Genomic DNA, 24,171 nt, shown 5'->3' with positions numbered 1-24,171 from the left:
GTTAGTGGATTCCTCGATCAAATTCCATCCCACGGTCGTCACTCGCCGATTCCGCTGTCGCTCCACCAGGGTCATTTTCCGTTCGACGGTACGATGGCGTCCCGCCATCGTCTCCTCCATGCCCACCGCGGGCAGCCGCTTTTTGCGCGACTGCGTGGCCAGCGGCGGCTTTCGGCCCCCACCGAGCGGCGGTCGTCGCGACGCCGGCGCCACCGACGTAGGCTCCAGCGGCGACACCGCCAACGAGTGCTGCGCCTTTCGTTGCACCGCCGACGACTTTGGCCGTCAACGGGGCCGCGTATTTGAACGTCTTCCACGTGATGTAGAGGGCGACCAGCGGGAGGGACGCAGCAACGAGATATTTGAGGAACGCTGTTCCTGGTGTGAGCGTCCCACCGCCGTAGATCAAATCGTACCCCTTGAGGACCATCGCTGCCGGGAGCGGGAGGACAGCCAACGGGACAAACCGTTTGCAGAACCCCATCGCGATATCGGATACGACCGGAATATTTCCGTAGGCCAGGGCAAATGCAATCGGCATTCCGTACAGGTAGACATACAGCAGAATCATCCGGATGTAGAACAGCGCCTCCAGCGCCCACATCGAGATTCCACCAATCACGGCGAACAATAGCCCCAGCCCTGGGTTTGTGATAGATACTTCCAAGAATCCAATCATCGCCTCCGTAACCGAGGAAAGCTCCGGCATCAGGGCGATAGTGAATCCGTCAACGAGGTAGAGCGCGAGAGTCCCAATCCAGTACCACGTAATGATTAGAAAAGCACCGACCCAGGCCGTTTTCTTCGTTTTTCGGGCTTCGTAGGTACTTCCAATATTGAAGATCCGAACCGTGTGACGGCCCTGAACGCTCATCACAAGGAGCAAGAGGGCAACTAGCATGATTTCGCCGCCGATGAGAGCATCGTGAATCGCTGGCCAGGGTGCATTGGTCGGTTCACCGAAGACAAAAGCTCCGTTCGTCTCTGGAGTGGGTGTCCCGAACATTCCCTCAGTCAGAGTTTCATACCCTGATCTGAGACCGTCCATGAACAGCCCAATGAACCACTCAACGACGCCCTTGATACCCTCAAGGACGACATCAATGAGATCGACCATCGTTATACCTCAGTGATCGTGACCTCACAATCAGTCATATCGTCGGAACTAGTGTATTGAACGTTGTAGGTGCTTGAGACCTGATTTCCACCGACCCGTGTCTCAACGATAACAGTAAACTGGCCACTATTCCCGTCTGGGGAACATCCCATCCCGTCCTCAGTTTCTGTGCCGAACGGAAACGAACTACTGAACAGGTCGGCCGTCTCGCCAGGGGAGACTACTACCCGGTCGGTTTCGTGCATTCCACTGCCTCTGGGGTTCTCAATTGGATTGGGAACGTCCCCGGAGAAGATTAGTTCAGTTATCGCTTCCGGACCGCTTCCTGTGTTCTCTACCGTGACGAATGCCTCGCCATTCTTGATCCGGTCAGTCTCGGACTCTCCATAGACTTCTTCCCACGGCTTATCTGGATTATTCCGATAGAGTCCAACATCCTGTATCTGGATCTCTGGACGCAGTTCAGTCGTGGTCTCGACTACTGTCTCCTCACCCTTCAACGCGAGTACGCGGTACTCACCGGGCGCATACGCGGTGCCAATCTCGAATGAGACCTGCTGAGCACCCGCGGCTACGTCGCGCTCCCCGAATAACTCGCCGTTCGGTTGGATGAGGTTGACTTGGTCGACGTCGGCTTCTTCGGAGAGTTCGACGACGAGTGTGGTTCCCTCGAGAGCAATACGCGCGAGTGGGCCTTTGCCATCTGAAGAGGTCGTTCCGTCACCAGGCGTCCCAGAACCGCCATTGTCGTTCAGACAGCCCGCGACGCTCACGAGGGCAGCACCTGCGACTGTTCGGAGGGCGGTTCGCCGACTGATGTGTGGGTGGTTTCTAGTCATGGACTATGGGTTCCGTTGGAAGATGTCTTCTGGACCGAGCATTCGGAGGAGCCGCTTGCCAGTGTAGAACATCACAAGAAACGGGATGAGCTGCCAGGCAACCTCGAAAATGAACGCGAACCAACCGTCGATGGTGCCGAGCGGATGCCAGCGAGCAGTAGCCGTCGCACTCACATACGCGGGGTCGTGTCCGAGCCACGAACCCGGATGGTACCGAGCCGTGTAGATACCCGGCTCGTCGATCGTCACAATCGCCACCCCGGAGGCGTTGGTCTCGACGCGTTGCTCGGCGACGGTGATGTAGCCGTTGCGAGTGGTCCCGCCGATTGGATATCGTCGGTCGGGATCGCTGAGCACGATTGGTGCGCCGGTCTCGTTGTCTCGGAGTTCGATGCGGAGTGTGGCCTGGCTTTCGTTCTGCTGAAGCACCTCAACCGTCAGATTACTGCGCCGGAGCTGCCGCTCTGAGCCAGCGTCAGGCGCCACAATCGAGGCGTTCACACCCCGCACGATCCCCGCCACCTGGAGCGCGTCGCGGTCAACACTCTCGGCGCGAACCGCAACACCGTACGTCGTCGTGTACGACTGGTTGACGATGTCGATGTTGATGTTCTCGCCGAGCGTGCTGACCGGAGACGGTCGGTCAGTGCCCCAAGTGTCGATAATCTCTGGGCCATCGCGAACTGGTTCAGCACGCGGGCCGATTCGCGACGGGTACGCGTGAACATAGACCGGAATCGCATCCGACTCGACGGTGGCGCTGTCGGTCCGGTTCGATCTGACGAGTGTATCCCAGTTGGTGTTCCGAGCGGTGTAGAACCGCCAGACGCCACGCACTCGTGCGTTTCCATTCTCCGTCAGCGTGTACCCCTGCCACGGTCTGGACTGGAAGATAGCCACACCGGCGTCACCATTGGGATACTCGGCGTAGTAGGGGTAGGCCGAGAGATCGTAGATCTCGACGGCGATCGAATCCGAGACGTTGAGCGACTCGGTTCGGTACGTGACCTCGACATCGGTCTCGTCGCCTCGGTCGATTCGCGTGGTCTTCTTCAACCGGACGCTGATCTCGGCTTCAAGCGTGAGGTTTGCACTCCAGTCATCCTCGATCTGGTAGTCGAGGGCCGGCGTGTGCGAGCCGTCGCGCTCGACGATGGTTTCGCCGTCCTTCTGCAATCGAACCTCCTCAACCTCGTTGCTCGTGAGCGACCACTCAATCGTCGTGTTTCCCGCAGAGCTTCCGTTCGGGACGCGAACGCGATAGTCAACGAACCCCCGAATCGTGCCGTTCGGCGCGATATAGAGCGGGGTTTCACCCGACTCCAAGTGACCTCGCGTCGACGGCTGCACTGCGAACACTGTGGCGTGGGCGTCCTCGATGAACACCCCGTCTTCGAGCGATGCGTGGCGCGGATGCACGGACGTATCCGACCCACCGGGTTCGAGATCAGCGAAGTCGTTTCGCGTCCACGTTGAAGCTGTCGCCGGCGGGCGCGTGAACGTGATGTCTGTCCCGTTTGCGAGTTGGTGCATCGCGGTCCGGCTCTCGCCGTAGCGCTGCTGGTACTCCTCTTGGCTGATGTAGTTGTCCGCGTCGCGAGACCACAGCGTCGCTGATTCATTCTCAGTCAGCCCATTCCCCTCCGTGCCTGGCCGTGGCGGGGTTGCAGTAACGATACCTGTGACTAGGCTCGTCACGAACAGGGCGGCCATTAGCACGGAGAGCTCTCGTTGTGTCATGGGGGCTCGCGACGGGGGGCAGTAGTCGCCTACCAGGGGGCGAGGTCGACGCACTGCGCCAGCGGGAGGTTCATCATCGACCCAGCGACGGTGTAAAGCGGCCCGAGGGCGACGAGGACGACCGCGGACTTCATCGCCGACCGTTTGTGGCGCTTGAGGCCCTTCTTCTGCTCGGGCGTGATCGTGAACATCTCGATGAGGGAGTCGGCCTGCCACACGACTGCGAGGCCGACAATGCCCAGCGCCGTAGTAAGCTGGAAGAAGCCCTCGATCATACTGGGGAGGTTGTCCGCACTACAGACGGCGTTCGTCTGTGCGGCGGCGGGTTCCACAGCGAACAGGCTCAGGGCGACGACGATGAAGACAGCTTGCCTGGGAAGCCTACTCGATGCCGTGGACTGGCTGTCGGCGCGATTCGAAGCCGTCTCGGAGGGCGTATTGTCCTGTGACATAGCGGGTTACTCCTCTGCGTCGTCGACGAGTGCTTTGAGATCAGCGTAGCGATTGGTCTCGTCGACGATCTCGTCTTTCGTGTAGCCCTGTTCGCGGGCCCGTTCGAAGAGATCTCGAAGCTCGTCGGGGTCGACGTCGCGAAGCTCCATCTCATCTCGGAGGGCGCGGCGATAGAGGGCGGAACCGTTGATATGGCTGTTCCACGTCAGGTACAGATCATCGATGTCTTCGATGGTGACTGCCCGTGTGATCATATGTGCGGGGTGGGTATGCACCGGTTGAGCCCCGGTCCATGGTGGTGCGATAGCTAGAAGATCGGTATATGCTTTCTGGCCACCAACTGGCGCAAAATTCTAAAGTAAATTATAACCAGAGAGCTCGTTCATCTCGCAAGGGTATAGTTAACCAACAATGAGGGTTAGATACCGCTGGCTGTTGGTTAAGATTAGGATGGTACTCTACTCGAGTTCCACGACCTCTCCACGCCCGTTGTCGAGGATTTCTCGCACCTCGGCCAAGAGTTTCTGACCTTCCTCGTGGAGCCTTGTCCCTTCATCGAGGTCACACTCGTCCGCATCGAGCTGCTCAATAATTTCTTCGACACGGGCCAGCCGATCGTGGATATCTTGGTCGTTTGCCACGCTTAGATCACCCCCAACCAAAGCCCAGTGATGGCCAACAACAGCAACAACAGTACAGCGATTGCGGCCTTGTAGTAGACCGGCGGGAGCCCCTCGGATGCGGCCGCCTCGTCGACTGCTTCGGCAAGTTCCCGTTCATGTTCATGCTCTTGCTGGAAGGTTTCGTACGCGGCGTCGAGTTGCTGTGCCAGCGGCTTGACTTCGCCCGCGAAGAACTCCTCGCGGGAATTCACGATATACTCGCCAGCGGCCGTCGGCGTGATCGTCGTTACATCCGCGACCTGATCTGCGATTAACCGGTCGTCAGTATGCCCGATCGCCGTGACGGTCGGGGTGTTCGCGGTGAAGATAGCTTCCGCGACCCGCTTGGTGTTGAAGGCTTGGAGGTTCGAATCACTCCCACCGCCGCGGCCGACGATGATCGAGTCGACCTCCTCGGAGCGGTCGAGGTGGTGGATGCCGTTCGCGATGGACGTGGGCGCATCCGACCCCTGGACGGTGGCGTCCTTCACCAGGATGTCAACGGTAGGGTCCTGTTCGTGGATTGCGTTTTGGATGTCATAGCGGGCATCGCCACGGAGGGAGGTCACGACACCGACCCGCTGTGGGAACGCTGGCGGGCGCTGTTTCTGCTCGTCGTCGAACCAACCACGTTCTTCGAGTTCGCTTCGCAATCGTTCAACAGCAGCTGCTTGGTCGCCGTCGCCGACGACGATGACTTCCCACGGCTTGAGGTCGATTTTCCCGCCCTCTGTCCAGTAGTCGATATCGCCTTCGAGGATGACCTCCGTCCCGTCCTCGAGGTCAGCGTCCATCTTCTGATAGCGGTTCGCCCAGATCATACAGGGGAGCTCGGCGTCGCCGTCGGTCAGGGTGAAATAGAGGGCGGTACTGTTCTGGTGGAGATCCGTGACCTCGCCAATACAGCGGACGCCGTTGAGGGCAGGCGTGTCCTGGACGACCGACGCGATCTGGTCGTTCAGCTGTGACACACTAAGAACCTCTCCTGTATCGGGTCCAGTTGCCTGCCGTTCTGTATCCGGTGCGTCCGCCATCTTCGTTTACTAACGTCTGAACAGGAACCTCAAAAAGCTACGTTCGAGTGATGGGGTTGGCTGTGTTACACAGGCCTACAGGTCGCGGGGCTGGACCGTCTTTCGGTCGTTGGCCTCGGCACGCTTTGCGGCGTCGTCGAGCAGTTCGGCGACCTCTTCGTTGAGAGCGTCGTAGAAATCCGCCGAGACGTTGTGGTCCGAGAGTCCGTCCTTCACGGCTGCTTTGACGATTAGGTCAGACATTCCATCGCTGACTTCTCTCGTCTATATTATAAAGGTTCGAATTTTCGATTTGCCATTTTGAGCGTCAGTGAGTTACACAACAGGAAGATACGGAAAATCAATGTGCCAGTGTTGACCGTTGCGATAACCGGACCCATCTCAGAATCACGCCCACAGCTGGCAACATCAGAAACCACCCCGTGGCAAACTATAAACTTAGCCCCATCTAATTTCGCTCTAATGCTGAGCGCCATCATGGAGGACTATCTCAAAGCGATCTATTACCTCCAAGACGAAACGGATGAACGGGTGCGGACCTCGACACTCGCTGAGCATATGGACGTAGAACAACCCTCAGTCACCAGTATGGTGAAAAAATTGGCCGAGCGCGATTTTGTTCATTACGAACCTTACAAGGGCGTTGTACTCACAGACACTGGAATTCCTATTGCTCTCGAAATTATTCGCCATCATCGGCTCTTAGAACGATACCTGACGGAGCGCCTCGAGTATGATTGGGCCGAAGTACACGACGAAGCAGATCGCCTCGAACACCATATCAGCAATCAATTCGCTGATAGAATTGCAGAGCAGTTAGGGAATCCGGCAGTTGACCCGCATGGCGACCCGATTCCCACAGCGGACCTGGACGTTTCACCGTTACAATCCGGTGAAACACTCGCTGATCAGCAGGTCGGCGACAAGGTTCGAATCGAACGGGTGCCAGACAATGACCCAGATCTACTCCGGTACCTGTCTGAACACGAGATTACCCCAACAACTGTAGTCGAAATTGTTGAGACCACCTCATTTGGGATGGTGACGCTTGTTCCCGATGGCACCGACGAACGAGTTGCACTCCCAGAGGAAGTGGCCCGATCCATAACCGCTCAAACGCTCGCGGGGTCTTCAAACTAAACTGATGAGTCTCCAGTAGCGAGGCCATTAGTTTAGACACAATCTAATTTTAGATGCGTCTAATTTATGTATTGGGTGGGACAATGAGTGTGTATGGGTATGCGAAGGCCTGACCAGCGGAGGAAATCATGCCATCGATAGATTACAGTAGCGCAGCAGACGTCACAAAACGACTTGAAGAGCGACTGGTCGAATCACTCACTGGTGAAACGAGTGTCAGTCGCCGCACGGTCCTCGGCGGGCTCGGTGTTGCAGGCAGTGCAGCAGTCGGACTCGGGAGCTCCCGAGCAGCTGCCTCGTCCGATCACGACGATGAGGGTGAACACGGTAACTTCGGTGCAGTGGGCGAATACCGGGATTTGGATTTTGACCCCCACGAATTCCTCACTGCGTTCAATACCGGAGAGAGCGGACAGGATAACGTTCCCCAACAGGTCTACGAAGAGGACGGCCAAACCGTACGGGAATTCGAGTTCACTGCCGTCGACACGACGATCACGATTGCGCCGGGCGTCGAGTTCTCGGCGTGGGCGTACAACGGCCAGGTACCGGGCCCGACGATCCGTGCCGTCGAGGGCGACCTCATCCGCGTGAAGTTCACGAACCTGGGACGACACGCGCACACGATCCATCCACACCTGAAGAACCTCAACCCGCGAATGGACGGGATTCCACAAAACGGGCCTGGCGTTCTCGATACGGGTGAGTCATTCACGTACGAATGGCTCGCCCAACCCGCCGGCACGCACTTCTATCACTGCCACTCGCTCCCGCTGAAAGAGCACATCCACCGCGGACTCTATGGCACGATCATCGTCGATCCGGACCCCGAACGCGTCAGGGAGAATCCACGCGAGTACGTCAATTACCCGGGCCCGATTACCGACGACTTCCGAGAGCAGCTCGTCGAAGAGGCGAAGAGCCGGAATCACGAGTACGCTGAAAACGACGCCGTCAACGAGATGGTGATGGTGATGAACTCGTTCGATACCAACTTCGATGGCGGTAACGAGGTCTATGCGGCGAACACGCGGGCGTTCGGATATGGAGTTGGTGACACCGACGGTGAGGGCAACTGGACGGCGGGCGAGACGAAACGTCCCATCCAGATCGACAAGGACCAACGCCAGCGCGTATACCTCTCCAATGCAACGGAGTTCGACCTCATCAACTCGTTCCACACGCATTCGCAATTCTTCGACTACTACGACCACGGGACGACGCTGACGCCGACGAATAAGACCGTGGACACGATCATGCAGTGTCAAGCCCAGCGCGGAATCATCGAGATCGACTACTCGGACCACGAGCCCGGGCTGTACATGTTCCACGCGCATCAGTCGGAGTTCGCCGAACTCGGCTGGATGAGCTTCTTCGAGGTGGTCTAATATGGCGGATAAGACACAAGACACGACGACGGACGGTGGTGTAACGGCTGACGAAGAGATCACACAACCGCTCGGGCTTCCGCGATGGGTCAGCGCGTTACTCCCGATTGTGTTGCTCGTACTCGTTTTGGGCGTGTTCGCGTTCACGTCCCCGCTCGCCGGAGTTCAGAGCGGCACACCGCTTCCCGACGTGACGATCACACATACGACCCTTCCGAGCGACGAAACAGTCGTCTTGCACGTGACGAACAACGGGCCCGAATCTGTGACGATATCACAGGTTCTCGTCGACGAGGCCTACTGGGATTTCCGAGTCGAAGGAGCTGGTGGTGACCAAACGCTCGCCCCGATGGAAAGCGCACAGATCGTGATTCCGTATCACTGGAATCCGGGGTGGGACCTCGGAGTCACCCTCGTACTATCTGATGGAGCAACGTTCCACAATACGATCGTCGCGCCGAGTCAATCACCCGGGTTTAGCCTCGGGCTGCTCGGGACGCTTGCAGTCATCGGGCTGTTCGTGGGCGTGATCCCAGTCGCATTAGGGATGCTGTGGTTCCCCTACATCAAGACGATGAGCGATCGGTGGCTGCACGCCGTGCTCCTGTTTGCGGCCGGCGTACTGGGCTTCTTGGCGTTCGACGCCGGGTTTGAGGCGTTCGAGCTCGCCGAGAGGATTCCAGGCGCATACGAGGGCAACCTCTTGGTCGTCTTCGGGATATTCGGCGCACTATTACTCGTACAGGCGATCAGTGCGTGGCGTGAGGGCCGTGTCGCCGCTGGTGATAGTCGTGCGAGTAGCGGTCTCTGGATCGCCTATCTGGTCGCGATAGGAATCGGCTTGCACAACCTCGCGGAAGGACTTGCTATCGGGAGTTCGTTCGCACTCGGGCGCGTCTCGCTCGGTGCATTCCTCGTGATCGGGTTCATGCTCCACAACGTGACGGAAGGTCCGGCTGTCGTCGCGCCGGTCGCCCGCGGGGAACGCCCGTCGCTCAAGCACTTCGCCGCACTCGGGGTGATCGCCGGCGCACCCGTCATCCTCGGGGGCTGGATCGGTAGTCTTGCATACTCGCCGACGATCGGGGCCTTCTTCCTCGCGATCGGGGTTGGCGCAATCCTGCAGGTCAACTGGGAGATCGCGCGAATGGTTCGCGATGCCGGCGGTCGCGTGGCGAGCGCGACGAACCTGCTCGCGTTCCTGTTCGGCCTCGCCATCATGTACGTGACCGATCTCTTCGTTGTCCTCTAATAGGATAACACTCGTTTTCGTTACAATGGTCTCGAAGTTCTACAATCGACGATCGATATTGCGACTCAGCACCGCGACCCTAGCGACTCTAACCACCGCCGGGTGTCTAGGTGGACAGTCATCGTCGGCCCAGACCGTCACGATGCCCGGCGACCTCACGTTTGAGCCGAAGACCGCGACGATCGAACCTGGTGAGACGGTAACGTGGACGAACGAGAGCGACATCGACCACACGGTCACAGCGTATGAAGACGAGATTCCAGACGAAGTTGCGTACTTCGCAAGTGGTGGCTTCGAGTCAGAGCGTGCGGCGAGGAATCGAGTCGCCGACGGACTCATCGCTCCGGGCGAGAACTACGAGCACACGTTCGATCACCCGGGAACGTACGGATACTTCTGTATCCCACACGAGAGTTCGGGGATGGTCGGAACAGTTCGAGTGAAGTAATCGAACAATCAAGTTCTCCTCCCCGCGGGAAACACCCGCAAACTCGTTACAGTCGATAGAGACCCGTTCTGCGAACTCCCTAGCGCGGTGGATGACTCACACTGCTGGGGGTGATCTGCCTGCCGACGAGAATGAGACTCCCGACCAGCACGAGTGCGGCGACGGGCAGCAGGAACTGGAAGGCCGTGATGAGGACGCCTGAGGCCTGGATGCCCACCACGAGGAGTAGCACTGGCCCGCAACATGCCGTTCCCGAGAGCAGCGCTGGGAGACCCGCCAAGAGCCCGCTCGACGACTCGCCGATTCCACAGGCCTTCGGTTGGGTCCACGCGAGGTACGTCAGCGCCAGGTTCAGCCCGACCAGCACCGAGATACCGAGCCCGACGACGGTGTTGAACGAGGCGAGATACGTCAGGGGGCCAAGCTGCACGCGCGCCACAGACGTGAACATAAACGGGCCGAGTTCGGGCCGGAGGAGTTTGGCGAGTGGGTCCGCAACGACGGTCACGCCGTAGCCACCCAACCCCGGAGCGAGATGCCCGATAACCCAGAGGTACACGAGGAGATAGCCACTTGTGACGCCGATGAACACGGCCCGAGGTTCGCGGCGACGAAGCGTCAGCGACGTGGCAGCGCGAGTCCGCGCGACGGCCGCCTGGAGCCCTGTGATCGAGGACTGGTTAGTCATAAACGGTCGTCTCTGGGTAGTAGCCCGCCCACGCGAACCACATTGCGTCGAACGTGTGGATTCGGTCGAGCGGCAGTGCGTCCGGCGTATGCGTTCCATCGGGCCCAGCGACCATACCGTTCTCCATCTCGAACGCCGCTTCCTCGGGGTTTAGGTAGATGTACCCCGTGTCGAACCGGCTGTCGTGGACGGCCAGCACCGGCATGTCACCGATGGTTCCCGTCATGAGCTTGTTCGCCCGGAGCGCGCGTTTCAGGAACGCGACCGCGCCATTCGGGGTACGGGCACCCATCACGACTGTCTTGCGCTCGTACCGAGAGTCGGGGTTGAAGGCTGGAAACAGCAGGTTGTCGTTGTCGTAGTAACCTGCCCGCGGATTGTACGTCCCGTACGGATCGCGGTTGTAGTTCTTCGCGAAGCCGGTGTCAGTCGAGAGCACCTGCGTCTGGGGGTGCTGGGCCCGCCAGCGCTTCCAAGTCGTCCAGATGAGGCGGAACTCCTGCAGCGACTTGATCTCGGGGTCGTCGTTCCATGGCCCCGGGATCGCGGTGGCGAGAATCTGTGGCCACCATGTCTCAGTCGCGCGGTCGTACATAACGAGGTTGTTGTTGATTAGGCGACCCGAGACCCCGAACGTCGTAGTGCCGCGCTCGAAGCCCTGGACGGTTCCCGTGAGCGGGCAGTAGGTGACGCTCACCGGTCTGTCAGCCAGATTGTCGTTCACGATCTCGTGCCAGACAAGGATCTTTTGCGGGTACGCCTTCACGACGCCGTCGCTGACGACACCGAACACCGGGTCCCCCGGATCAAGATAGGTCGCGTCGGCCGCGGCGACGAATTTCGGGTCGTCGATCGAAGGGATACCGTCCTTGGGCGGCCCCCCGGAGCGTGCCGCCTCCCGGAGCTTCGCCGGCGACGTGGGGAGTGGCAGCCGCTCGTCTGCGGTCGGTACTGACGCGTCGCCGGCTGGGGGCACCGTGCCGGTGGTGTCCGTCGGCGTCGGCGTCGAACCCTGTCCCGAGGCCGGAGTCCGGCTACTACAGCCGGCTACGGCCGCCAGGCCGGCAACGGCGAGGAAGCGCCGGCGAGGGATGGGCGTCATTGGTCTAGAAAGGGTGGTTCGGATTTTAACTGTTGAGCGGGTGTGCGGACGGACTACATCTGCACCGCGACCTCATTTCCGGGGGACTGGACAACAGCCCTTGGACGTGCGTCGTCGTTCTGTCCGGGCCGCCCCACACGTTGTTGCCCGGCGCTCGCCCCCCGACGGCCGGGATATCGGAAATAACATCTGACTAAGCGACAGTAGTCGAATAGAGATGGAATTCGATACAACGAATACGGTGATAGCGTTCGTAGCCCTGCTCGCCATCATAATTGGTGGGACGATGATGAGTCCAATGAGCACCAGTACAGTCATGATGGTAAGCGTCGGCCTCATCGTGTTTGGAGTCCTTACGCTCCTCCTCGGGATCAAACACGGTGAGTATCGAGCAAACAGTATCTAAGTCTGTGTTTGAGATGAGGCAAACGATGAGTTAATAACTCAATTCAGGTTATTTATTAGTCCTTGGTAGAAAGTGGGCGTTTTATAGCAGCTGATTTAATAAATATGTAGTGGCTAGTGGCGAGTGATGACCTCACCCAACGACGATTCCCACGACAGAAGTGGTGAACCACCTGATCACACCCACGAGCACGCTCAACACGTAGAACGGGGCGTCGACGACAGCTCTTCACCCATAGACCGAGGGGACGTTGCACAGTTCTCGGTCCCGGAGATGGACTGCCCGTCCTGTGCAGGAAAGGTCGAAAACAGCGTCGAAAAACTGGACGGGATCAATAGCATTGACCCACAAGTGACGACGGGGACGCTGACAGTCTCCTACAGCCGCGAGCAAACGAGTGCCATCGCGATAGCCGATCGGATTGAAAAGGCTGGGTACACCGTGGAGGACACTAGCGAGGTGACCTCCAAGTTCACGGTGCCAGAGATGGATTGCCCTTCCTGTGCAGGCAAAGTCGAAAATGCTCTTGACAGGGTCGGTGGAGTCATAACGTACGAAACACAGCCGACGACCGGAACCGTCGCCGTCACGTACGATTCTTCGAGGGCTGGAGAAGCCGATGTCATCGATGCAATCGAAAGCGCTGGGTACGAGGTAACAGACACGTCGAGCGACGAATCAGAACAGCAGGAACCGACTGAGGATCGTGAGAGTATCTGGACGAGTCCGCGAGCACTCAAGACGTGGATTAGCGGTGGGTTCGTCGCGCTCGGCTTACTCTTCGAGTTCTTCCTGACCGGGCAGAATACACAGATTGCAACGCTTCTCGGTGGGGAGCTACTCGTTGCCGACGGACTGTTCCTCGTTGCCGTAGCCACCGGCGGCCAGGAAATCCTTCGCAACGGCTACTACTCGGCGCGGAACATGAACCTCGACATCGACTTCTTGATGTCGGTGGCAATCCTCGGCGCACTCGTTGCGAGCCTCGTCTTCGGAGAGGCGCTCTACTTCGAGGCTGCCACCCTCGCGTTCCTGTTCAGCGTCGCCGAACTCCTCGAGCGCTATTCGATGGATCGCGCCCGGAACTCGCTCCGAGAGCTAATGGACCTCTCACCGGATGAGGCGACCGTCAACCGGAACGGTGAGACAGAGACGGTTCCCGTCGACGAGGTCGCAGTCGGAGACATCGTTGTTGTAAAGCCCGGAGAGAAGATTCCGATGGACGGAACCGTCGTCGACGGTGAAAGCGCCGTCAACCAGGCTCCGATTACGGGTGAAAGCGTCCCCGTCGACAAGACGACGGGCGACGAGGTGTACGCCGGCACGATTAACGAGGAAGGGTATCTCGAAGTCGAAGTTACCTCTGAAGCTGGTGATAACACACTCTCGCGTATCGTCGAGATGGTCGAGGACGCCCAGGCAAACAAGACCGAGCGTGAGCAGTTCGTCGAACGCTTCTCGACGTACTACACGCCAGTCGTCGTCGCCTTCGCCGTCCTGACAACGGTGGGAAGCCCATTCATCCTCGGCACGACCTGGTCCACGGCCGTCGTCTACGGCCTCACGCTGCTGGTACTGGCCTGTCCGTGTGCGTTCGTCATCTCGACGCCCGTCTCGGTGGTGTCGGGTATCACGAGTGCCGCAAAGAACGGCGTCCTGATCAAGGGTGGCAACCACCTCGAAGCGATGGGGGCCGTCGACGTCGTCGCCTTCGACAAGACGGGGACGCTGACGAAGGGTGAACTCACCGTCACTGATGTCGTTCCATTGAACGAGAATTCGGAGGAAGATGTCCTTCGGTGTGCCCGCGGACTCGAACAGCGGAGCGAACATCCTATCGGGGAGGCGATCGTCGCTGAAGCCGGCAGCAGGGGAGTCGCCGAGCGCGAGATCGATGAGTTCGAGAGCATCACTGGAAAGGGTGTTCGTGCCGACCTCGATGGGACCCCACATTTCGCAGGCAAGCCCGGACTGTTCGAGGAGCTGGGGTTCGACCTTTCGCACGTCCACGCGACGACTGACGGTGGCGTCGTGACACAGACAGCCCGGCAGATGTGCGACCGGAACAACTGTCTCGACCTCTTGGAAGAGACCGTCCCCGAACTCCAGGCAGAAGGGAAGACCGTCGTCCTCGTCGGCACTGAAGACGAGATCGAGGGTGTCATCGCGGTCGCCGACGAAATCCGCCCGGAAGCGAAGCGAACCGCCACGCGACTCAAGCAACTCGGCGTTTCCCGAACAGTGATGCTAACGGGCGACAACGAGCGGACCGCTCGCGCAATCGCCGAGCAGGTCGGCGTCGACGAGTACCAAGCCGAACTCCTGCCAGAGGACAAGGTAACCGCAATCGAGAATCTAGTCGAGGAGTACGACGGTATAGCGATGGTCGGAGACGGTATCAACGATGCTCCAGCACTTGCAACTGCCACCGTCGGCGTCGCAATGGGAGCAGCCGGAACCGATACGGCCCTCGAAACGGCAGATATCGCGTTGATGGCGGACGACCTGACGAAACTCCCCTATCTCTATGAACTCGCGAACGATGCCAACGGTGTTATCCGACAGAACATCTGGGCTAGTCTCGGTGTCAAAGCCGGCCTCGCGGTGGCAGTACCGTTCGGGTACGTACCCATCTGGCTCGCCGTCCTTGCGGGCGACGCCGGAATGACTGTCGGCGTCACGGGGAACGCAATGCGGCTCTCACGATTGACGCCCGATGTAGCGGAGGCAGATTCGGATGCCTGACCGAGCGGGCTACATCCAAGGGCTCCTCCTCATTTCGATCTTGATCATTGCGGGTGTAGTGAACAGTTTCGTCGACGCGGCTGGCTACGAGACAGTCGGTGACTTTGTCTGGGTACTCGGGTACGGGGGAGTTGTGATTGTAGCCTGGTACATCTGGTTCAGACCGATGGAGTTCGGTGACCCAACAGGTGTGGAACATCGTTCGAGTGACGAATCCGCCTCGCGGGATGGGTCGAACGAATGAGCCACACACACGACCCCGCGAACGTCGATGAGGAACGCTCGACAGGGCAGAGCACGCAGAAACTCGCGGCGGTGGCCGTCATCAACTTTGTCGGATTCGTCGTCGAACTCGCGGGCGGGTTGCTGTTCGGCTCGGTCGCGCTCATCAGCGATGCTCTGCATATGCTGTTCGACATGCTCGCGTACGCGATGGCATTCGGCGCGAGCTACACAGCCAAGCGGTTCGAGGGGGGTCAGTCGTGGTCCTACGGGCTGCACCGACTAGAGCCAGTGGCGGCCTTCCTGAACGGCGTCCTCCTCGTGCCGATGGTCGGCTACATTCTGTGGGAGGCCTACCAGCGGTTTCTCGATCCGGTCAGAATCAATCCGGAACTGACGCTGGTTATTGCGACTGGAGGACTCCTCGTCAATGTTGGCTCCGTGTACGTGTTGCAAGGGGGCGAGATGAGTCTCAACGAACGTGGCGCGTTCTATCACCTACTGGGTGATGCTGGGGGCTCGGTCGCCGTCATCGTCTCGACGATCGCTGTCTGGGTCTTCGACCTCCCGATCGCTGATCCCGTCGCAGCGATCCTCATCGGTGTGCTCGTACTCGTGTCGGCGGGGAACGTGCTCAGAGAGAGCAGTTCGATTCTGCTGCAGCGAAGCCCGATCTCACCGGACGACCTTCGGAAGGAACTCGCTGCAATCGACGGTGTCGTGCAGGTCGAGGATATTCACATCTGGCAGGTGTGCAGTCAACTGACGGTCGGGACCGTTCGGCTGAACGACACCGCGACGACGGTCGACGAACAGCAGACGATCCGGTCGCGCGTTCACGATCACCTCGCTGACCGAGGAATCGACCACGCGACTGTCGAACTCATCGGAGGTACGCACCCCGACGACAGGTCCGTCGGCACAACGAAACACACCCATTGATCCGTTCTAGCTGACATCACGAATGAAGATGGTTGCTGACCAAACCGAGCCTCCAACAGCACTTTCCAGTACGCTCTCCGAAGTCTCGATCCTCTCGATTCCTGCATTCGTCGGTGTTGCTGCGTTCTCCGAACTACGACTATCATTACTCGCCGGGTGGGTAGTTCTCTCGATCTGCCTCCTCGGTGGTATGATTCATCGCGGACGAACCAGCAGCCGGCACCTGGCTATCCCGTGGCCCACACCCGACTCGATGGTTGACATCGGAACGTCGTTCATCGCGTACAATGCCGTCCTCGCACTTGGCTACGGTGCGGGCATTGTCGTCGCGTCAGCTATCGATAGCCCGCTCTCAGGCGTGCTCATCGGGGTTGGACTCTCCGTCCTCTTCCTCGACCACCTTAATCTGTTGTTGTTCCAGATCAGCCGCGAGGTCGGTGAGGCATAGCGCCCTCGGCTACGATCACTCTTGGACGTAGGTCACTGGACCCCAAACAAACGAACCAGCTCCCAAAAGCAATAGCAACCCCCACATAGCGAGTCCGACAGCGTTTGCAGCTGGAATGGCAGGTCGCACCGGTGTAGTCGTCACGGGGGCAACGACGTACGTCATCACCAGACCACGGTACGCACTCGCGGGGCTTACCGCGAGATACCATGGTAACGCCCCCGAGTTAACGACACCGCTGGCCAGTCCCAGAACTATCGCGAGGTCGAGACCAATCGAGACGACGAGGACGCCAACAATCGCGCCAACCAGCCCCCTTCGGGCAGTACCAACGACAGCCGAAAGGAAGATGAAGAATGCAAGGATGACAGCGGCAAAGGCGGCCGTGAGCACGACAAATCTGAGATAGTAGAGCGGTGAATCGAGGCCCGCAGTTCGAGCTAGAGCGGCAGGGTCGGGATTGAGTACCGGAACGAGAATGACCGCGAGCAATAAGGTCACGACGATGATTCCGAGCAACGCCGTGAGACGCCCGCAGTAGACACCTACTGTGTACGCGTAGCCGTCGAGGGGATAGGTTCGGAGCATCGAGAGCTCTCCACGCTGGCGGTCGGCGAGGATGGCACGATACCCTAGCGCCGCAGCGAACACCGGAAGCACGAGTTCGAGCGGCGTGAGTAGCGTGAGCGCCAGTGGGACGTAGCCACTCGTCCCACTCAACAGCGCCGCGGTAACCGTCAATCCGAAGAAACCAATTGCGAGAAGCCACACCGATCGCGACCGTGCAAGTGTCCGAAGTTCCCGTTCGAAAATCGTCGTGAACCGTTCGGCGCGGCCCGTCATCGTGTAGCCTCCCGAATCCCAGACTGGACGGTGGGATCGGTTCCGACAATTTCGAAGAACGCCTCCGTGAGCGTGTCAGTTCCCGCCTCGGACAGAATCCTCTCTGGTGTCCCCTGTGTGGCGACGTGACCCTGATGGAGCACGACGACGGCATCGGTTTCACTCGCGTAGGTCAGGTCGTGAGTCGTAATGAGAACGGCCGTTCCGTGGTCAGCGAGCGTCGCGGAGACATCGAAGAAGCGACGGGTCATTCGTGGATCGAGTCCGCTCGTCGGTTCGTCGAGCACCAGAATCGGGGGCGACCCAAGGAACCCTTGCGCGAGTCCGAGCAACCGCCGCATTCCGCCAGAGAGCGCGTCGACGCGTCGGTCGCGGACGTTCTCGAGCCCGACCTCTGTCAGGGCCTCATCGGGTGGGGGCGACGTCGAGAGGAGTTTGGCGTAGTTCTTGAGCGTCTCTTCGACCGTGAACATCGGTCTGAATCGAGGGGCCTGTGGGAGATAACCAACTGGGCGCTCCGCGGCGGTTCGTACGGTGACCCTCCCGTCGGTCGGGTTGTCGAGTCCAGCGACGATGCGTGAGAGCGTGGTCTTGCCCGACCCATTCGGGCCAGCAACCGCAGTCACAGACCCTTCGTCGACCTCGAATGAAATCCCATCGAGCACGTCGACCTCGCCGAACGACTTGTCGACCGTATCGACCGAAAGAATGGGGGTATCTGGGGTCTGCTCCTCGTCGTCCTCAGCCATCGTATCGGATGGTTCGTCGTGCTTGCCTCTAAAGCCCAGGGGACGGGCCCGAGATTCTTACACGAGGAACACGTAGCGAGACGGGAATGAGGCCGCGTACTGTCGCGGTTATCGCCATTGCGGTGCTCCTCTTGGGCGCAGCACCGTTCGCCGTGAGTTCGACTACGACAACGGCGACGATACCGTTCGAGGATACCAAGCCGACGGGCTTGTCCGACCGCGCTGTCCAGCAGGTGCAGGACTCTACACTCGTGATTCCACGCGCCGAAGCGTTCTACACCCAGTACCGCTACGTCGTCGGCTACTATGGCGTAACCTCGCTCGTTGCGGGCGTCCAGACCCAGCGAGAGCGCGAAGTCGGTCGGCCGCTCGCGATCTACGTGACCAGTTTCTCGGGGAGTAAGGTCAGGGTGGGGGACGACGGCTACCTCCGGATGCCGGATCTGCAGGTGACAGAATGGATACCAGCCCGGAATGCCTACTTCGTAGTGAACAGCAGTGCCCGCGTTCCAGAACAAAATACGACTATCATCCCGTTCTCGACTCGGGCCGATGCCGAAGAATTCGCCAACAAATACGGTGGGACAGTACATCGGTGGGGCGCGGTAAAACAACTCTCGGTCGGGCGAGCCGGTAGAACAGTCCAAGCGTGGCAGCGCGTCGCCGAGCGCCGAACGGCCCGGACCGACGAGGCGGTCGCGAGCGCCCGTACGCTGCTCGACCGTCCCGTCTCCGTCACCGTCGGTGAAGACGCGCCGACGGTTACGACAGCGGTTCGACAGGCACCTCCGAACTCGACTATTATCGTTCCACCAGGCACCTATCAGGTCGGGTCACTCACCATCTCAAAACCGCTGACCATCCGGGGGTCCGGACCCGAACAGACACATCTCGTTGGTGATAAAAATGGGAGCGTCATCGTCTCATCCGCTCCACGGACAGCGATTTCCGGAGTGTCGATCTCGGGGGTTGGGCCCAAGCGTAGTGGCAAAGGTCGCAACGTCACCGCCTCCGTTGAGAAGGACTCTTGGAAGTACCGCTACTACAAGGTTCACGGCTACGGTGACGCCGCGATCGTCTTCGACGACGCAGCACGGTCGCTCGTCTCGGATGTCCGTATTAACACGACATCCAACGGCGTGCTTGCCCGTACTAGTCGGAACGTGGTCGTCATGAACCTCTCCCTCTACGGGACTGAACGATGGGAAGACGGATTCCTCGGGGTATCGACTGTCGGCGCTCGCATCATCGTACAGGACTCCCAGTTCTACGGTGGGAAAGTCGGCGTCTATGCGTACGATGCGCCACAAGTCGTGGTCCGAAATACGACGGCGACCGGGATGATGGTCGGCGTCTTCGACCTCTTCTCCCCAAAGCTCGTTGCGCGGAACAACACTATCGACGATGTCTGGAACGGTATCTACGCCGAGACCCGGTCGTACGGGAACGTCGTCGTTGGCAATCGGGTTCATAATAGCTACAACGGTATCATCGTCGAAGGGCGGAGTAATTTCGTCGCGAGGAACGTGCTGCTGCACAACCGCAAGGGAGCGCAGGTCCACGGTCAGTTCTCGGTCTACTGGCGGAACGTATTCGCGTTCAACCGGATCGGAGCAGAGAGCGGTGCGCTACTGCCCTTTAATCGCGTTAGGTCGAACGACTTCGTCGGAAACCGACAGTACGTAACGACTCAGGACTGGAACGTGCTGCACGTCTGGGAAGGTAACTACTGGGCCGGCGCTCCCGGCTTGAATCGCGACAGAGATCGACATCGACATCTCGACCGTGCGTTTCGGCCCTCGGGTCCGGTCGATGGACGGATGGCGACCACGACAGGTGCGCCGACGCTCGCCCGGTCGCCGGCGCTCGCGTCGATTCGACAGTTACAGCAGCTAATGCCGGGGCTTCGGGGCGCAGGGGTCGTGGATACGAAACCACTGGCTCGTCCGGTTCGTAGTCGGACAATCGAATCTGTGCAATTGCGGTCCAACAGAACCGGTCAGCATACCGACCCCGACCCCTGGGAATACGTTTCGTGAACCGTTCGCAGTCCTGTTTACCTTACCCGCGCTCTAGATGGAGCGAGTACATGATGACGGCGAGCCCTACCGCGACGAAGATGCTGTTAATCAACACACCGGCTTCCAAGGAGAGCGTAAAGAGTAGCGTTGCTCCACCTGTGAGGAATGCCCCGAGGGTAATAACCGCAAACCCGATTCCAAGCATTTGCAGAGAGGCAGAGTGAGTGCGACGATAGGCACGGTATGCGATGTAGGTAATCGCTCCACCCAATAGGAGAATTACTGTCTTGACGACGATGATTGCGGATGCAATCGAACTCATAATCCTTCACCCATCTTCGACCAGATATCTTCCAGCCGCTCGTCGACGTTCCGATGCGGTCGTTCTACCGTCACCGAGAATTCGTCGTCGTTATCCATTGAAATGTTCACATCCTTGAAATCCCGGACATACCTCGTGGTACGACCACCTCCGGGATTGATCTCGTCCTGTTCCCGAACGAGCGCAGCGTCACTCAGACGATTTAGCTTCCGGTACAGCGTTGATTTTGGGATGCCACAGGCATCGATGAGGTCGTTGGCAGTCATGGGTTCGGCGGTTTCACGGAGGATGGTACGGCAATCAGGGTCGTCCAGCGCTGTGAGGATGTCCTGGAGCGATGGCGAAGCATCCCCGGTTGCTGGGTCACGGTCCATTTGTTTCGAGTGAGTGTCTCTGACAATCTACCGAGCGAATGCAACTGAGGCCCCTCTGTCGGTTACTGGCTCTGACTATATGAGGGCGTCCAATTGGAAGGACAGAACCGGACGGTTCTCTTTTTGTCATAAGATCTCCTCCACTAGTCGACCTAGGTGTCTTTCTCAGCTTGGTACTCAACCGGCGTGGAAACACCGAAGATTCCTCGAGCGCAGGGATGAATCGAGCCCCTTTCGAGCAGTCGTGAACACGATTGATCGACCGTGATCGGATGCATTTCGATGGCGGTAGCGATCTCCGGGATGGACAAAGGTCCGTGCTCAGCGAGTGTTTCGAGTATTTTCTGTTCAACTTCCTCACGGGTGAATGTCGGTTTACTATGCAAGCCCTCTGAAGCACGTTCACTCGATTTCATACGGGAGTGTCCTCCTGGGTCGCATAGATATCTAACAGCTCTTGATACCGGTTCCTGATCGTGATTTGACTCACGTTAGCGGCGTTCCCAACAGTTTCCTGCGTTAACTGCTCGTTCGTCAAGTGGGTTGCAGCATATAGCGCCGCTGCCGCGAGCCCAGTTGGACTCTTTCCGCTGTGAGCCCCTTGCTCCTTTGCCACCTCCAGGAGTTCGTGCGATACACGTTCCGCTTCCTCGCTTACGTCGAGAGCAGAAGCGAACTGCCGGACGAATTGATTGGGGTCTGTCGGTTTGATTTCTAATGAGAGTTCCTGAGAGAGATATCGATAGGCGCGCTGAATCCGAAGCTTTTCGACCCGACTCACAGTCGCGACTTCATACAGGGAACGGGGTGAGTTGTGTTGTCGGGCTGCCGCATACAGACTTGCTGATGCTACCCCCTCGATCGAGCGTCCCGGAAGCAAGTTCTCCTTCACAGCCCGTCGATAGAGGGCACCTGCTGTTTCTCGAACAGGTTTCGGGAGCCCTAGTGCCGACGCCATCCGTTCGATCTCCCCGAGAGCTTGCTTGAGATTTCGCTCGTGCGAGTCTTTCGTGCGGAACCGTTCGTCCCATGTTCGGAGTCGGTGGAGCTGGCTTCGTTTCTTGGCGGATATCGAACGTCCGTAGGCGTCTTTGTCTTGCCACCCGATCGTCGTACTAAGTCCCCTGTCGTGTTTGAGTTCAGAGGTCGGGGCTCCCACTCGGCTCTTTGAATCCCGTTCGTCCGAATGGAACGCTCGCCACTCTGGACCATGATCGATCTCCTCCGCATCGACGATTAATCCACAGTTCTCACAAGAGGATTCTCCGTGCTCTTCGTCGTACCCGATGGAACCCCCACACTCTGGGCACACCGTTTGAGATTGCATCTCGAACTCCGAACCTTCTTCAGGTCGATCTCGCAGGTTGTTTTCTACCATTAGTTCAGTTAGGACACTATTGTTGAGGGCTCGAAACAACGCTGGCACCTGTCCACAATCGACTCTATATTGTCTCGTTCGGCCCCGATATTGAACGTATGGCGGTCTCCCAGGCTCTGGGAAACCGCCCAATTGCTATTTGCGACTAGGAAAACCCCGACACATGGATTCTGGACACGTCGCGACAGTCCTACAATTGGTGATTATGCTTATTATATACCTATCGTTTATTCTCCAACCGGGCTTCGTCGAGATCGTGACGAAAGGCGGGATCGTATTAATTTTCCTGCTTATGATTCCACAGCTACGACCTCTCGTAACTGGCGAGTACCTCTAAGGACGACTAACTGAAGATTTGCGGCCGTCTGGATAGTTCACTTGCAGTTGAGCATCTTCTTGCACGGACGCAACTCCAGTGACCTCCCAGTTTCCTTGGGCGGACATCAGCGTAAACGACTCGCCATCAAACGACTGGGATCGGATTTTCCGTTCGGGAATACGGACCTTCTGTTCGGACACAGTAAAATCGGAGACATCGAGCGTTACATCGGTAATCGAGCACCAGTTTTCAGTCGTCTCAACGAGCGTCGTGGTGTAGTTCACGGGTGCAGGCCCGGGAGATGAGCTGTTTTCCGGTGACAGTGGTGAAGCGTAGATAGTAGAGGTTGAACCACTGTCCCGACGGATCTTGTGTGAGTCAGTAACAGTCTCAAGATACGTCCCGCTCACGTATGTATACGATCGGAACCAGATTAGGAAGCCAATCCCCGCGCCCACGAGAAGGGAAAGCAGCGGCACGAAGAGCGCAAACCGTTCGAGTACAATCCCAGCCGGCAGCAGTAGGAGTAATCCAATAAATATCCCTGCGAAGGTGTACTTCAGTACCGTTTGAATCGGAACCCAGGCTGGGTGCCATCGCTCGGCAACGCCATTTGGCCCAATACAACTACATTCCAAGCTTGCCATAACGAGGGGATTATTAGATGGTGGTTGACAGCCGAGGAGGCACACGCCACATAGGTGATTTATCTAAATAAGGTGCTTCATTCTGAAATGCTGCAGTATCTTGTCCAGAAATGTCGGCAGGGGATTTCGGGTTCCGATCTGTCTTCGGCATTCATCCAGTATCTATACGACTAGGACGAACACCTTCTGGGGATTCCCAGTAAATGGGAACCCGCCAAAAATACTCCCCCTATGGGTGTGTTGTCTAATCGAACGGCGACACCAACGAATTGTATGAGTAGTTCAACACCAACTGACACACTATCAATCGAGAACGTGGTCGTCTCTACTGGCATCGATCAAGAGTTAGACTTAGAACAGCTCGCAGACGATGTCGAACAGACGGAATTCGATCCAGAACGGTTCCCAGGGTTACTATATCGAACTCAGACGCCGGAGGCAGCAGTTCTAATGTTTCGTTCGGGGAAGATGGTTTGTACAGGCGCGAAAAGTGCAGAGGAGGCAAACCGAGCCCTCGACACCGTCTTCGAGACGCTTCGCTCACTCGGTATTGATGCCGGCGGGACTCCGGATGTTGCCGTCGAAAATATGGTTGTAGGTGGTGAACTCGGGCAACGATTGAATTTGAATGCTGCAGCGATCGGATTCGGGTTGACGAATATCGAGTACGAGCCCGAGCAGTTCCCTGGACTCGTCTACCGATTTGACGATTCGAGCGTCGTCGTTCTTCTATTCGGGAGCGGACAAACGATAATCACCGGTGGTAGTTCCATCGAGGAAGCCGAAGAGGCGATCGACATCGTCCAGAACCGACTCGGTGACCTCGGCCTCTTGAATCAATGAACAGTCCCTTCCACGAACGATTTCAGCTGGAGAGTCACGGGCCAGATAC

Annotated in this window: 27 protein-coding genes; 11 read left to right on the top strand and 16 right to left on the bottom strand. The window is 58.4% G+C overall.

Annotation, left to right across the window (positions count from 1 at the left end; all coding sequences use genetic code 11):
* Nucleotide 1: 1 nt before the first annotated feature.
* The 8 genes from NL126_RS21595 to NL126_RS21560 all read right to left on the bottom strand — a co-directional run bounded on the left by NL126_RS21595 (nucleotide 2) and on the right by NL126_RS21560 (nucleotide 6,088).
* On the bottom strand, nucleotides 2–1,117 hold the full coding sequence (locus tag NL126_RS21595; RefSeq protein ID WP_255198918.1) for a TrbL/VirB6 family protein: 1,116 nt from the start codon (nucleotides 1,115–1,117) through the stop codon (nucleotides 2–4).
* A gap of 2 nt (nucleotides 1,118–1,119) precedes the next feature.
* Entirely contained in the window at nucleotides 1,120–1,956 is an 837-nt protein-coding gene (locus tag NL126_RS21590; RefSeq protein WP_255198917.1) for a hypothetical protein, read from the bottom strand.
* A 3-nt stretch (nucleotides 1,957–1,959) separates the two neighbouring features.
* Nucleotides 1,960–3,696: a DUF8186 domain-containing protein gene (locus NL126_RS21585; protein ID WP_080505350.1), complete on the bottom strand. Its 1,737-nt coding sequence runs from the start codon at nucleotides 3,694–3,696 to the stop codon at nucleotides 1,960–1,962.
* A 29-nt stretch (nucleotides 3,697–3,725) separates the two neighbouring features.
* Complete coding sequence (locus NL126_RS21580; protein WP_066419193.1) at nucleotides 3,726–4,148, bottom strand: DUF7985 family protein; 423 nt, start codon at nucleotides 4,146–4,148, stop codon at nucleotides 3,726–3,728.
* Nucleotides 4,149–4,154: 6 nt separating this feature from the next.
* The gene (locus NL126_RS21575; protein WP_049987855.1) at nucleotides 4,155–4,403 is read right to left on the bottom strand and encodes a hypothetical protein; all 249 of its coding nucleotides are present in this window, start codon (nucleotides 4,401–4,403) and stop codon (nucleotides 4,155–4,157) included.
* 204 nt (nucleotides 4,404–4,607) lie between these two features.
* The gene (gene xseB / locus NL126_RS21570) at nucleotides 4,608–4,790 is read right to left on the bottom strand and encodes an exodeoxyribonuclease VII small subunit (protein ID WP_066419191.1); all 183 of its coding nucleotides are present in this window, start codon (nucleotides 4,788–4,790) and stop codon (nucleotides 4,608–4,610) included.
* A gap of 2 nt (nucleotides 4,791–4,792) precedes the next feature.
* Nucleotides 4,793–5,845, bottom strand: coding sequence for an exodeoxyribonuclease VII large subunit (gene xseA / locus NL126_RS21565; protein ID WP_255198916.1), 1,053 nt, complete (start codon nucleotides 5,843–5,845; stop codon nucleotides 4,793–4,795).
* 75 nt (nucleotides 5,846–5,920) lie between these two features.
* Nucleotides 5,921–6,088: a DUF1931 domain-containing protein gene (locus NL126_RS21560; RefSeq protein ID WP_123115096.1), complete on the bottom strand. Its 168-nt coding sequence runs from the start codon at nucleotides 6,086–6,088 to the stop codon at nucleotides 5,921–5,923.
* A gap of 219 nt (nucleotides 6,089–6,307) precedes the next feature.
* Here NL126_RS21560 and NL126_RS21555 point away from each other — a divergent pair, with 219 nt between their 5' ends.
* The 4 genes from NL126_RS21555 (at nucleotide 6,308) to NL126_RS21540 (ending at nucleotide 10,073) form a co-directional block, all read left to right on the top strand.
* Entirely contained in the window at nucleotides 6,308–6,985 is a 678-nt protein-coding gene (locus tag NL126_RS21555) for a metal-dependent transcriptional regulator (RefSeq protein WP_123115097.1), read from the top strand.
* Nucleotides 6,986–7,113: 128 nt separating this feature from the next.
* Nucleotides 7,114–8,373 carry a multicopper oxidase domain-containing protein gene (locus NL126_RS21550; protein WP_092635651.1) on the top strand — a complete coding sequence of 420 codons (1,260 nt, stop codon included), beginning with the start codon at nucleotides 7,114–7,116 and terminating at the stop codon, nucleotides 8,371–8,373.
* A 1-nt stretch (nucleotide 8,374) separates the two neighbouring features.
* Complete coding sequence (locus NL126_RS21545; RefSeq protein ID WP_255198915.1) at nucleotides 8,375–9,625, top strand: ZIP family metal transporter; 1,251 nt, start codon at nucleotides 8,375–8,377, stop codon at nucleotides 9,623–9,625.
* Between the two features lie 25 nt (nucleotides 9,626–9,650).
* Complete coding sequence (locus NL126_RS21540; RefSeq protein WP_255198914.1) at nucleotides 9,651–10,073, top strand: cupredoxin domain-containing protein; 423 nt, start codon at nucleotides 9,651–9,653, stop codon at nucleotides 10,071–10,073.
* A gap of 79 nt (nucleotides 10,074–10,152) precedes the next feature.
* Here NL126_RS21540 and NL126_RS21535 read toward each other — a convergent pair whose 3' ends face one another.
* Complete coding sequence (locus NL126_RS21535) at nucleotides 10,153–10,761, bottom strand: hypothetical protein (protein ID WP_255198913.1); 609 nt, start codon at nucleotides 10,759–10,761, stop codon at nucleotides 10,153–10,155.
* Complete coding sequence (locus NL126_RS21530; protein ID WP_255198912.1) at nucleotides 10,754–11,863, bottom strand: DUF3179 domain-containing protein; 1,110 nt, start codon at nucleotides 11,861–11,863, stop codon at nucleotides 10,754–10,756. Before NL126_RS21530 ends, NL126_RS21535 begins: the two co-directional genes overlap by 8 nt.
* 217 nt (nucleotides 11,864–12,080) lie before the next feature.
* On the opposite strand from NL126_RS21530, the gene NL126_RS21525 reads away from it, so the two are divergent.
* From NL126_RS21525 to NL126_RS22215, 5 genes are all read left to right on the top strand, one after another.
* Nucleotides 12,081–12,269 carry a DUF7333 family protein gene (locus NL126_RS21525; RefSeq protein ID WP_255198911.1) on the top strand — a complete coding sequence of 63 codons (189 nt, stop codon included), beginning with the start codon at nucleotides 12,081–12,083 and terminating at the stop codon, nucleotides 12,267–12,269.
* A 126-nt stretch (nucleotides 12,270–12,395) separates the two neighbouring features.
* Nucleotides 12,396–15,014: a heavy metal translocating P-type ATPase gene (locus NL126_RS21520; protein WP_255198910.1), complete on the top strand. Its 2,619-nt coding sequence runs from the start codon at nucleotides 12,396–12,398 to the stop codon at nucleotides 15,012–15,014.
* Nucleotides 15,007–15,258 (top strand): DUF7996 family protein, encoded by a 252-nt coding sequence (locus NL126_RS22220; protein ID WP_491536959.1) that lies wholly within the window; start codon nucleotides 15,007–15,009, stop codon nucleotides 15,256–15,258. The genes NL126_RS21520 and NL126_RS22220 overlap by 8 nt, the downstream gene beginning before the upstream one ends.
* Nucleotides 15,255–16,178 (top strand): cation diffusion facilitator family transporter, encoded by a 924-nt coding sequence (locus NL126_RS21515; protein ID WP_255198909.1) that lies wholly within the window; start codon nucleotides 15,255–15,257, stop codon nucleotides 16,176–16,178. The genes NL126_RS22220 and NL126_RS21515 overlap by 4 nt, the downstream gene beginning before the upstream one ends.
* A 22-nt stretch (nucleotides 16,179–16,200) precedes the next feature.
* A complete protein-coding gene (locus NL126_RS22215; protein WP_491536958.1) occupies nucleotides 16,201–16,626 on the top strand; it encodes a DUF8215 family protein in 426 nt (141 codons plus the stop codon).
* A gap of 15 nt (nucleotides 16,627–16,641) precedes the next feature.
* On the opposite strand, the gene NL126_RS21505 is transcribed toward NL126_RS22215, so the two are convergent.
* Entirely contained in the window at nucleotides 16,642–17,469 is an 828-nt protein-coding gene (locus tag NL126_RS21505) for an ABC transporter permease (RefSeq protein WP_255198907.1), read from the bottom strand.
* Nucleotides 17,466–18,218 (bottom strand): ABC transporter ATP-binding protein, encoded by a 753-nt coding sequence (locus NL126_RS21500; protein WP_255198906.1) that lies wholly within the window; start codon nucleotides 18,216–18,218, stop codon nucleotides 17,466–17,468. The genes NL126_RS21505 and NL126_RS21500 overlap by 4 nt, the downstream gene beginning before the upstream one ends.
* 86 nt (nucleotides 18,219–18,304) lie before the next feature.
* Here NL126_RS21500 and NL126_RS21495 point away from each other — a divergent pair, with 86 nt between their 5' ends.
* Entirely contained in the window at nucleotides 18,305–20,257 is a 1,953-nt protein-coding gene (locus tag NL126_RS21495; RefSeq protein ID WP_255199021.1) for a right-handed parallel beta-helix repeat-containing protein, read from the top strand.
* 22 nt (nucleotides 20,258–20,279) lie between these two features.
* Here NL126_RS21495 and NL126_RS21490 read toward each other — a convergent pair whose 3' ends face one another.
* The 4 genes from NL126_RS21490 to NL126_RS21475 all read right to left on the bottom strand — a co-directional run bounded on the left by NL126_RS21490 (nucleotide 20,280) and on the right by NL126_RS21475 (nucleotide 22,313).
* Entirely contained in the window at nucleotides 20,280–20,561 is a 282-nt protein-coding gene (locus tag NL126_RS21490) for a DUF7521 family protein (protein WP_255199020.1), read from the bottom strand.
* On the bottom strand, nucleotides 20,558–20,935 hold the full coding sequence (locus tag NL126_RS21485) for a winged helix-turn-helix domain-containing protein (RefSeq protein WP_255199019.1): 378 nt from the start codon (nucleotides 20,933–20,935) through the stop codon (nucleotides 20,558–20,560). The genes NL126_RS21490 and NL126_RS21485 overlap by 4 nt, the downstream gene beginning before the upstream one ends.
* Before the next feature lie 152 nt (nucleotides 20,936–21,087).
* On the bottom strand, nucleotides 21,088–21,351 hold the full coding sequence (locus NL126_RS21480; RefSeq protein ID WP_255199018.1) for a winged helix-turn-helix domain-containing protein: 264 nt from the start codon (nucleotides 21,349–21,351) through the stop codon (nucleotides 21,088–21,090).
* A complete protein-coding gene (locus NL126_RS21475) occupies nucleotides 21,348–22,313 on the bottom strand; it encodes a transcription initiation factor IIB (protein ID WP_434084183.1) in 966 nt (321 codons plus the stop codon). Before NL126_RS21475 ends, NL126_RS21480 begins: the two co-directional genes overlap by 4 nt.
* 1,239 nt (nucleotides 22,314–23,552) lie before the next feature.
* On the opposite strand from NL126_RS21475, the gene NL126_RS21470 reads away from it, so the two are divergent.
* Entirely contained in the window at nucleotides 23,553–24,122 is a 570-nt protein-coding gene (locus NL126_RS21470) for a TATA-box-binding protein (protein WP_255199017.1), read from the top strand.
* Nucleotides 24,123–24,171: the final 49 nt, after the last annotated feature.

It is taken from the genome of Halorarius litoreus (assembly GCF_024362405.1).
GTDB lineage: Archaea > Halobacteriota > Halobacteria > Halobacteriales > Haloarculaceae > Halorarius > Halorarius litoreus.
Note: the sequence above shows the minus strand (reverse complement) of the source record. Positions and strands in the feature narration are given on the sequence as shown.

What these genes read in the sequence shown, in the direction of transcription:
- NL126_RS21525 (WP_255198911.1), top strand. Translation starts at nt 12,081, where the DNA reads ATGGAATTCGATACAACGAATACGGTGATAGCGTTCGTAGCCCTGCTC.
- NL126_RS21580 (WP_066419193.1), bottom strand. Translation starts at nt 4,148, where the DNA reads ATGTCACAGGACAATACGCCCTCCGAGACGGCTTCGAATCGCGCCGAC.
- NL126_RS21575 (WP_049987855.1), bottom strand. Translation starts at nt 4,403, where the DNA reads ATGATCACACGGGCAGTCACCATCGAAGACATCGATGATCTGTACCTG.
- NL126_RS21470 (WP_255199017.1), top strand. Translation starts at nt 23,553, where the DNA reads ATGAGTAGTTCAACACCAACTGACACACTATCAATCGAGAACGTGGTC.
- NL126_RS21590 (WP_255198917.1), bottom strand. Translation starts at nt 1,956, where the DNA reads ATGACTAGAAACCACCCACACATCAGTCGGCGAACCGCCCTCCGAACA.
- NL126_RS21480 (WP_255199018.1), bottom strand. Translation starts at nt 21,351, where the DNA reads ATGAAATCGAGTGAACGTGCTTCAGAGGGCTTGCATAGTAAACCGACA.
- NL126_RS21540 (WP_255198914.1), top strand. Translation starts at nt 9,651, where the DNA reads ATGGTCTCGAAGTTCTACAATCGACGATCGATATTGCGACTCAGCACC.
- NL126_RS21490 (WP_255199020.1), bottom strand. Translation starts at nt 20,561, where the DNA reads ATGAGTTCGATTGCATCCGCAATCATCGTCGTCAAGACAGTAATTCTC.
- NL126_RS21545 (WP_255198915.1), top strand. Translation starts at nt 8,375, where the DNA reads ATGGCGGATAAGACACAAGACACGACGACGGACGGTGGTGTAACGGCT.
- NL126_RS21495 (WP_255199021.1), top strand. Translation starts at nt 18,305, where the DNA reads ATGAGGCCGCGTACTGTCGCGGTTATCGCCATTGCGGTGCTCCTCTTG.
- NL126_RS21555 (WP_123115097.1), top strand. Translation starts at nt 6,308, where the DNA reads ATGCTGAGCGCCATCATGGAGGACTATCTCAAAGCGATCTATTACCTC.
- NL126_RS22220 (WP_491536959.1), top strand. Translation starts at nt 15,007, where the DNA reads ATGCCTGACCGAGCGGGCTACATCCAAGGGCTCCTCCTCATTTCGATC.
- NL126_RS21560 (WP_123115096.1), bottom strand. Translation starts at nt 6,088, where the DNA reads ATGTCTGACCTAATCGTCAAAGCAGCCGTGAAGGACGGACTCTCGGAC.
- NL126_RS21585 (WP_080505350.1), bottom strand. Translation starts at nt 3,696, where the DNA reads ATGACACAACGAGAGCTCTCCGTGCTAATGGCCGCCCTGTTCGTGACG.
- NL126_RS21530 (WP_255198912.1), bottom strand. Translation starts at nt 11,863, where the DNA reads ATGACGCCCATCCCTCGCCGGCGCTTCCTCGCCGTTGCCGGCCTGGCG.
- NL126_RS21535 (WP_255198913.1), bottom strand. Translation starts at nt 10,761, where the DNA reads ATGACTAACCAGTCCTCGATCACAGGGCTCCAGGCGGCCGTCGCGCGG.
- NL126_RS21520 (WP_255198910.1), top strand. Translation starts at nt 12,396, where the DNA reads ATGACCTCACCCAACGACGATTCCCACGACAGAAGTGGTGAACCACCT.
- NL126_RS21500 (WP_255198906.1), bottom strand. Translation starts at nt 18,218, where the DNA reads ATGGCTGAGGACGACGAGGAGCAGACCCCAGATACCCCCATTCTTTCG.
- NL126_RS21550 (WP_092635651.1), top strand. Translation starts at nt 7,114, where the DNA reads ATGCCATCGATAGATTACAGTAGCGCAGCAGACGTCACAAAACGACTT.
- NL126_RS21595 (WP_255198918.1), bottom strand. Translation starts at nt 1,117, where the DNA reads ATGGTCGATCTCATTGATGTCGTCCTTGAGGGTATCAAGGGCGTCGTT.
- NL126_RS21485 (WP_255199019.1), bottom strand. Translation starts at nt 20,935, where the DNA reads ATGGACCGTGACCCAGCAACCGGGGATGCTTCGCCATCGCTCCAGGAC.
- NL126_RS21515 (WP_255198909.1), top strand. Translation starts at nt 15,255, where the DNA reads ATGAGCCACACACACGACCCCGCGAACGTCGATGAGGAACGCTCGACA.
- xseA (WP_255198916.1), bottom strand. Translation starts at nt 5,845, where the DNA reads ATGGCGGACGCACCGGATACAGAACGGCAGGCAACTGGACCCGATACA.
- NL126_RS21475 (WP_434084183.1), bottom strand. Translation starts at nt 22,313, where the DNA reads ATGGTAGAAAACAACCTGCGAGATCGACCTGAAGAAGGTTCGGAGTTC.
- NL126_RS21505 (WP_255198907.1), bottom strand. Translation starts at nt 17,469, where the DNA reads ATGACGGGCCGCGCCGAACGGTTCACGACGATTTTCGAACGGGAACTT.
- NL126_RS22215 (WP_491536958.1), top strand. Translation starts at nt 16,201, where the DNA reads ATGAAGATGGTTGCTGACCAAACCGAGCCTCCAACAGCACTTTCCAGT.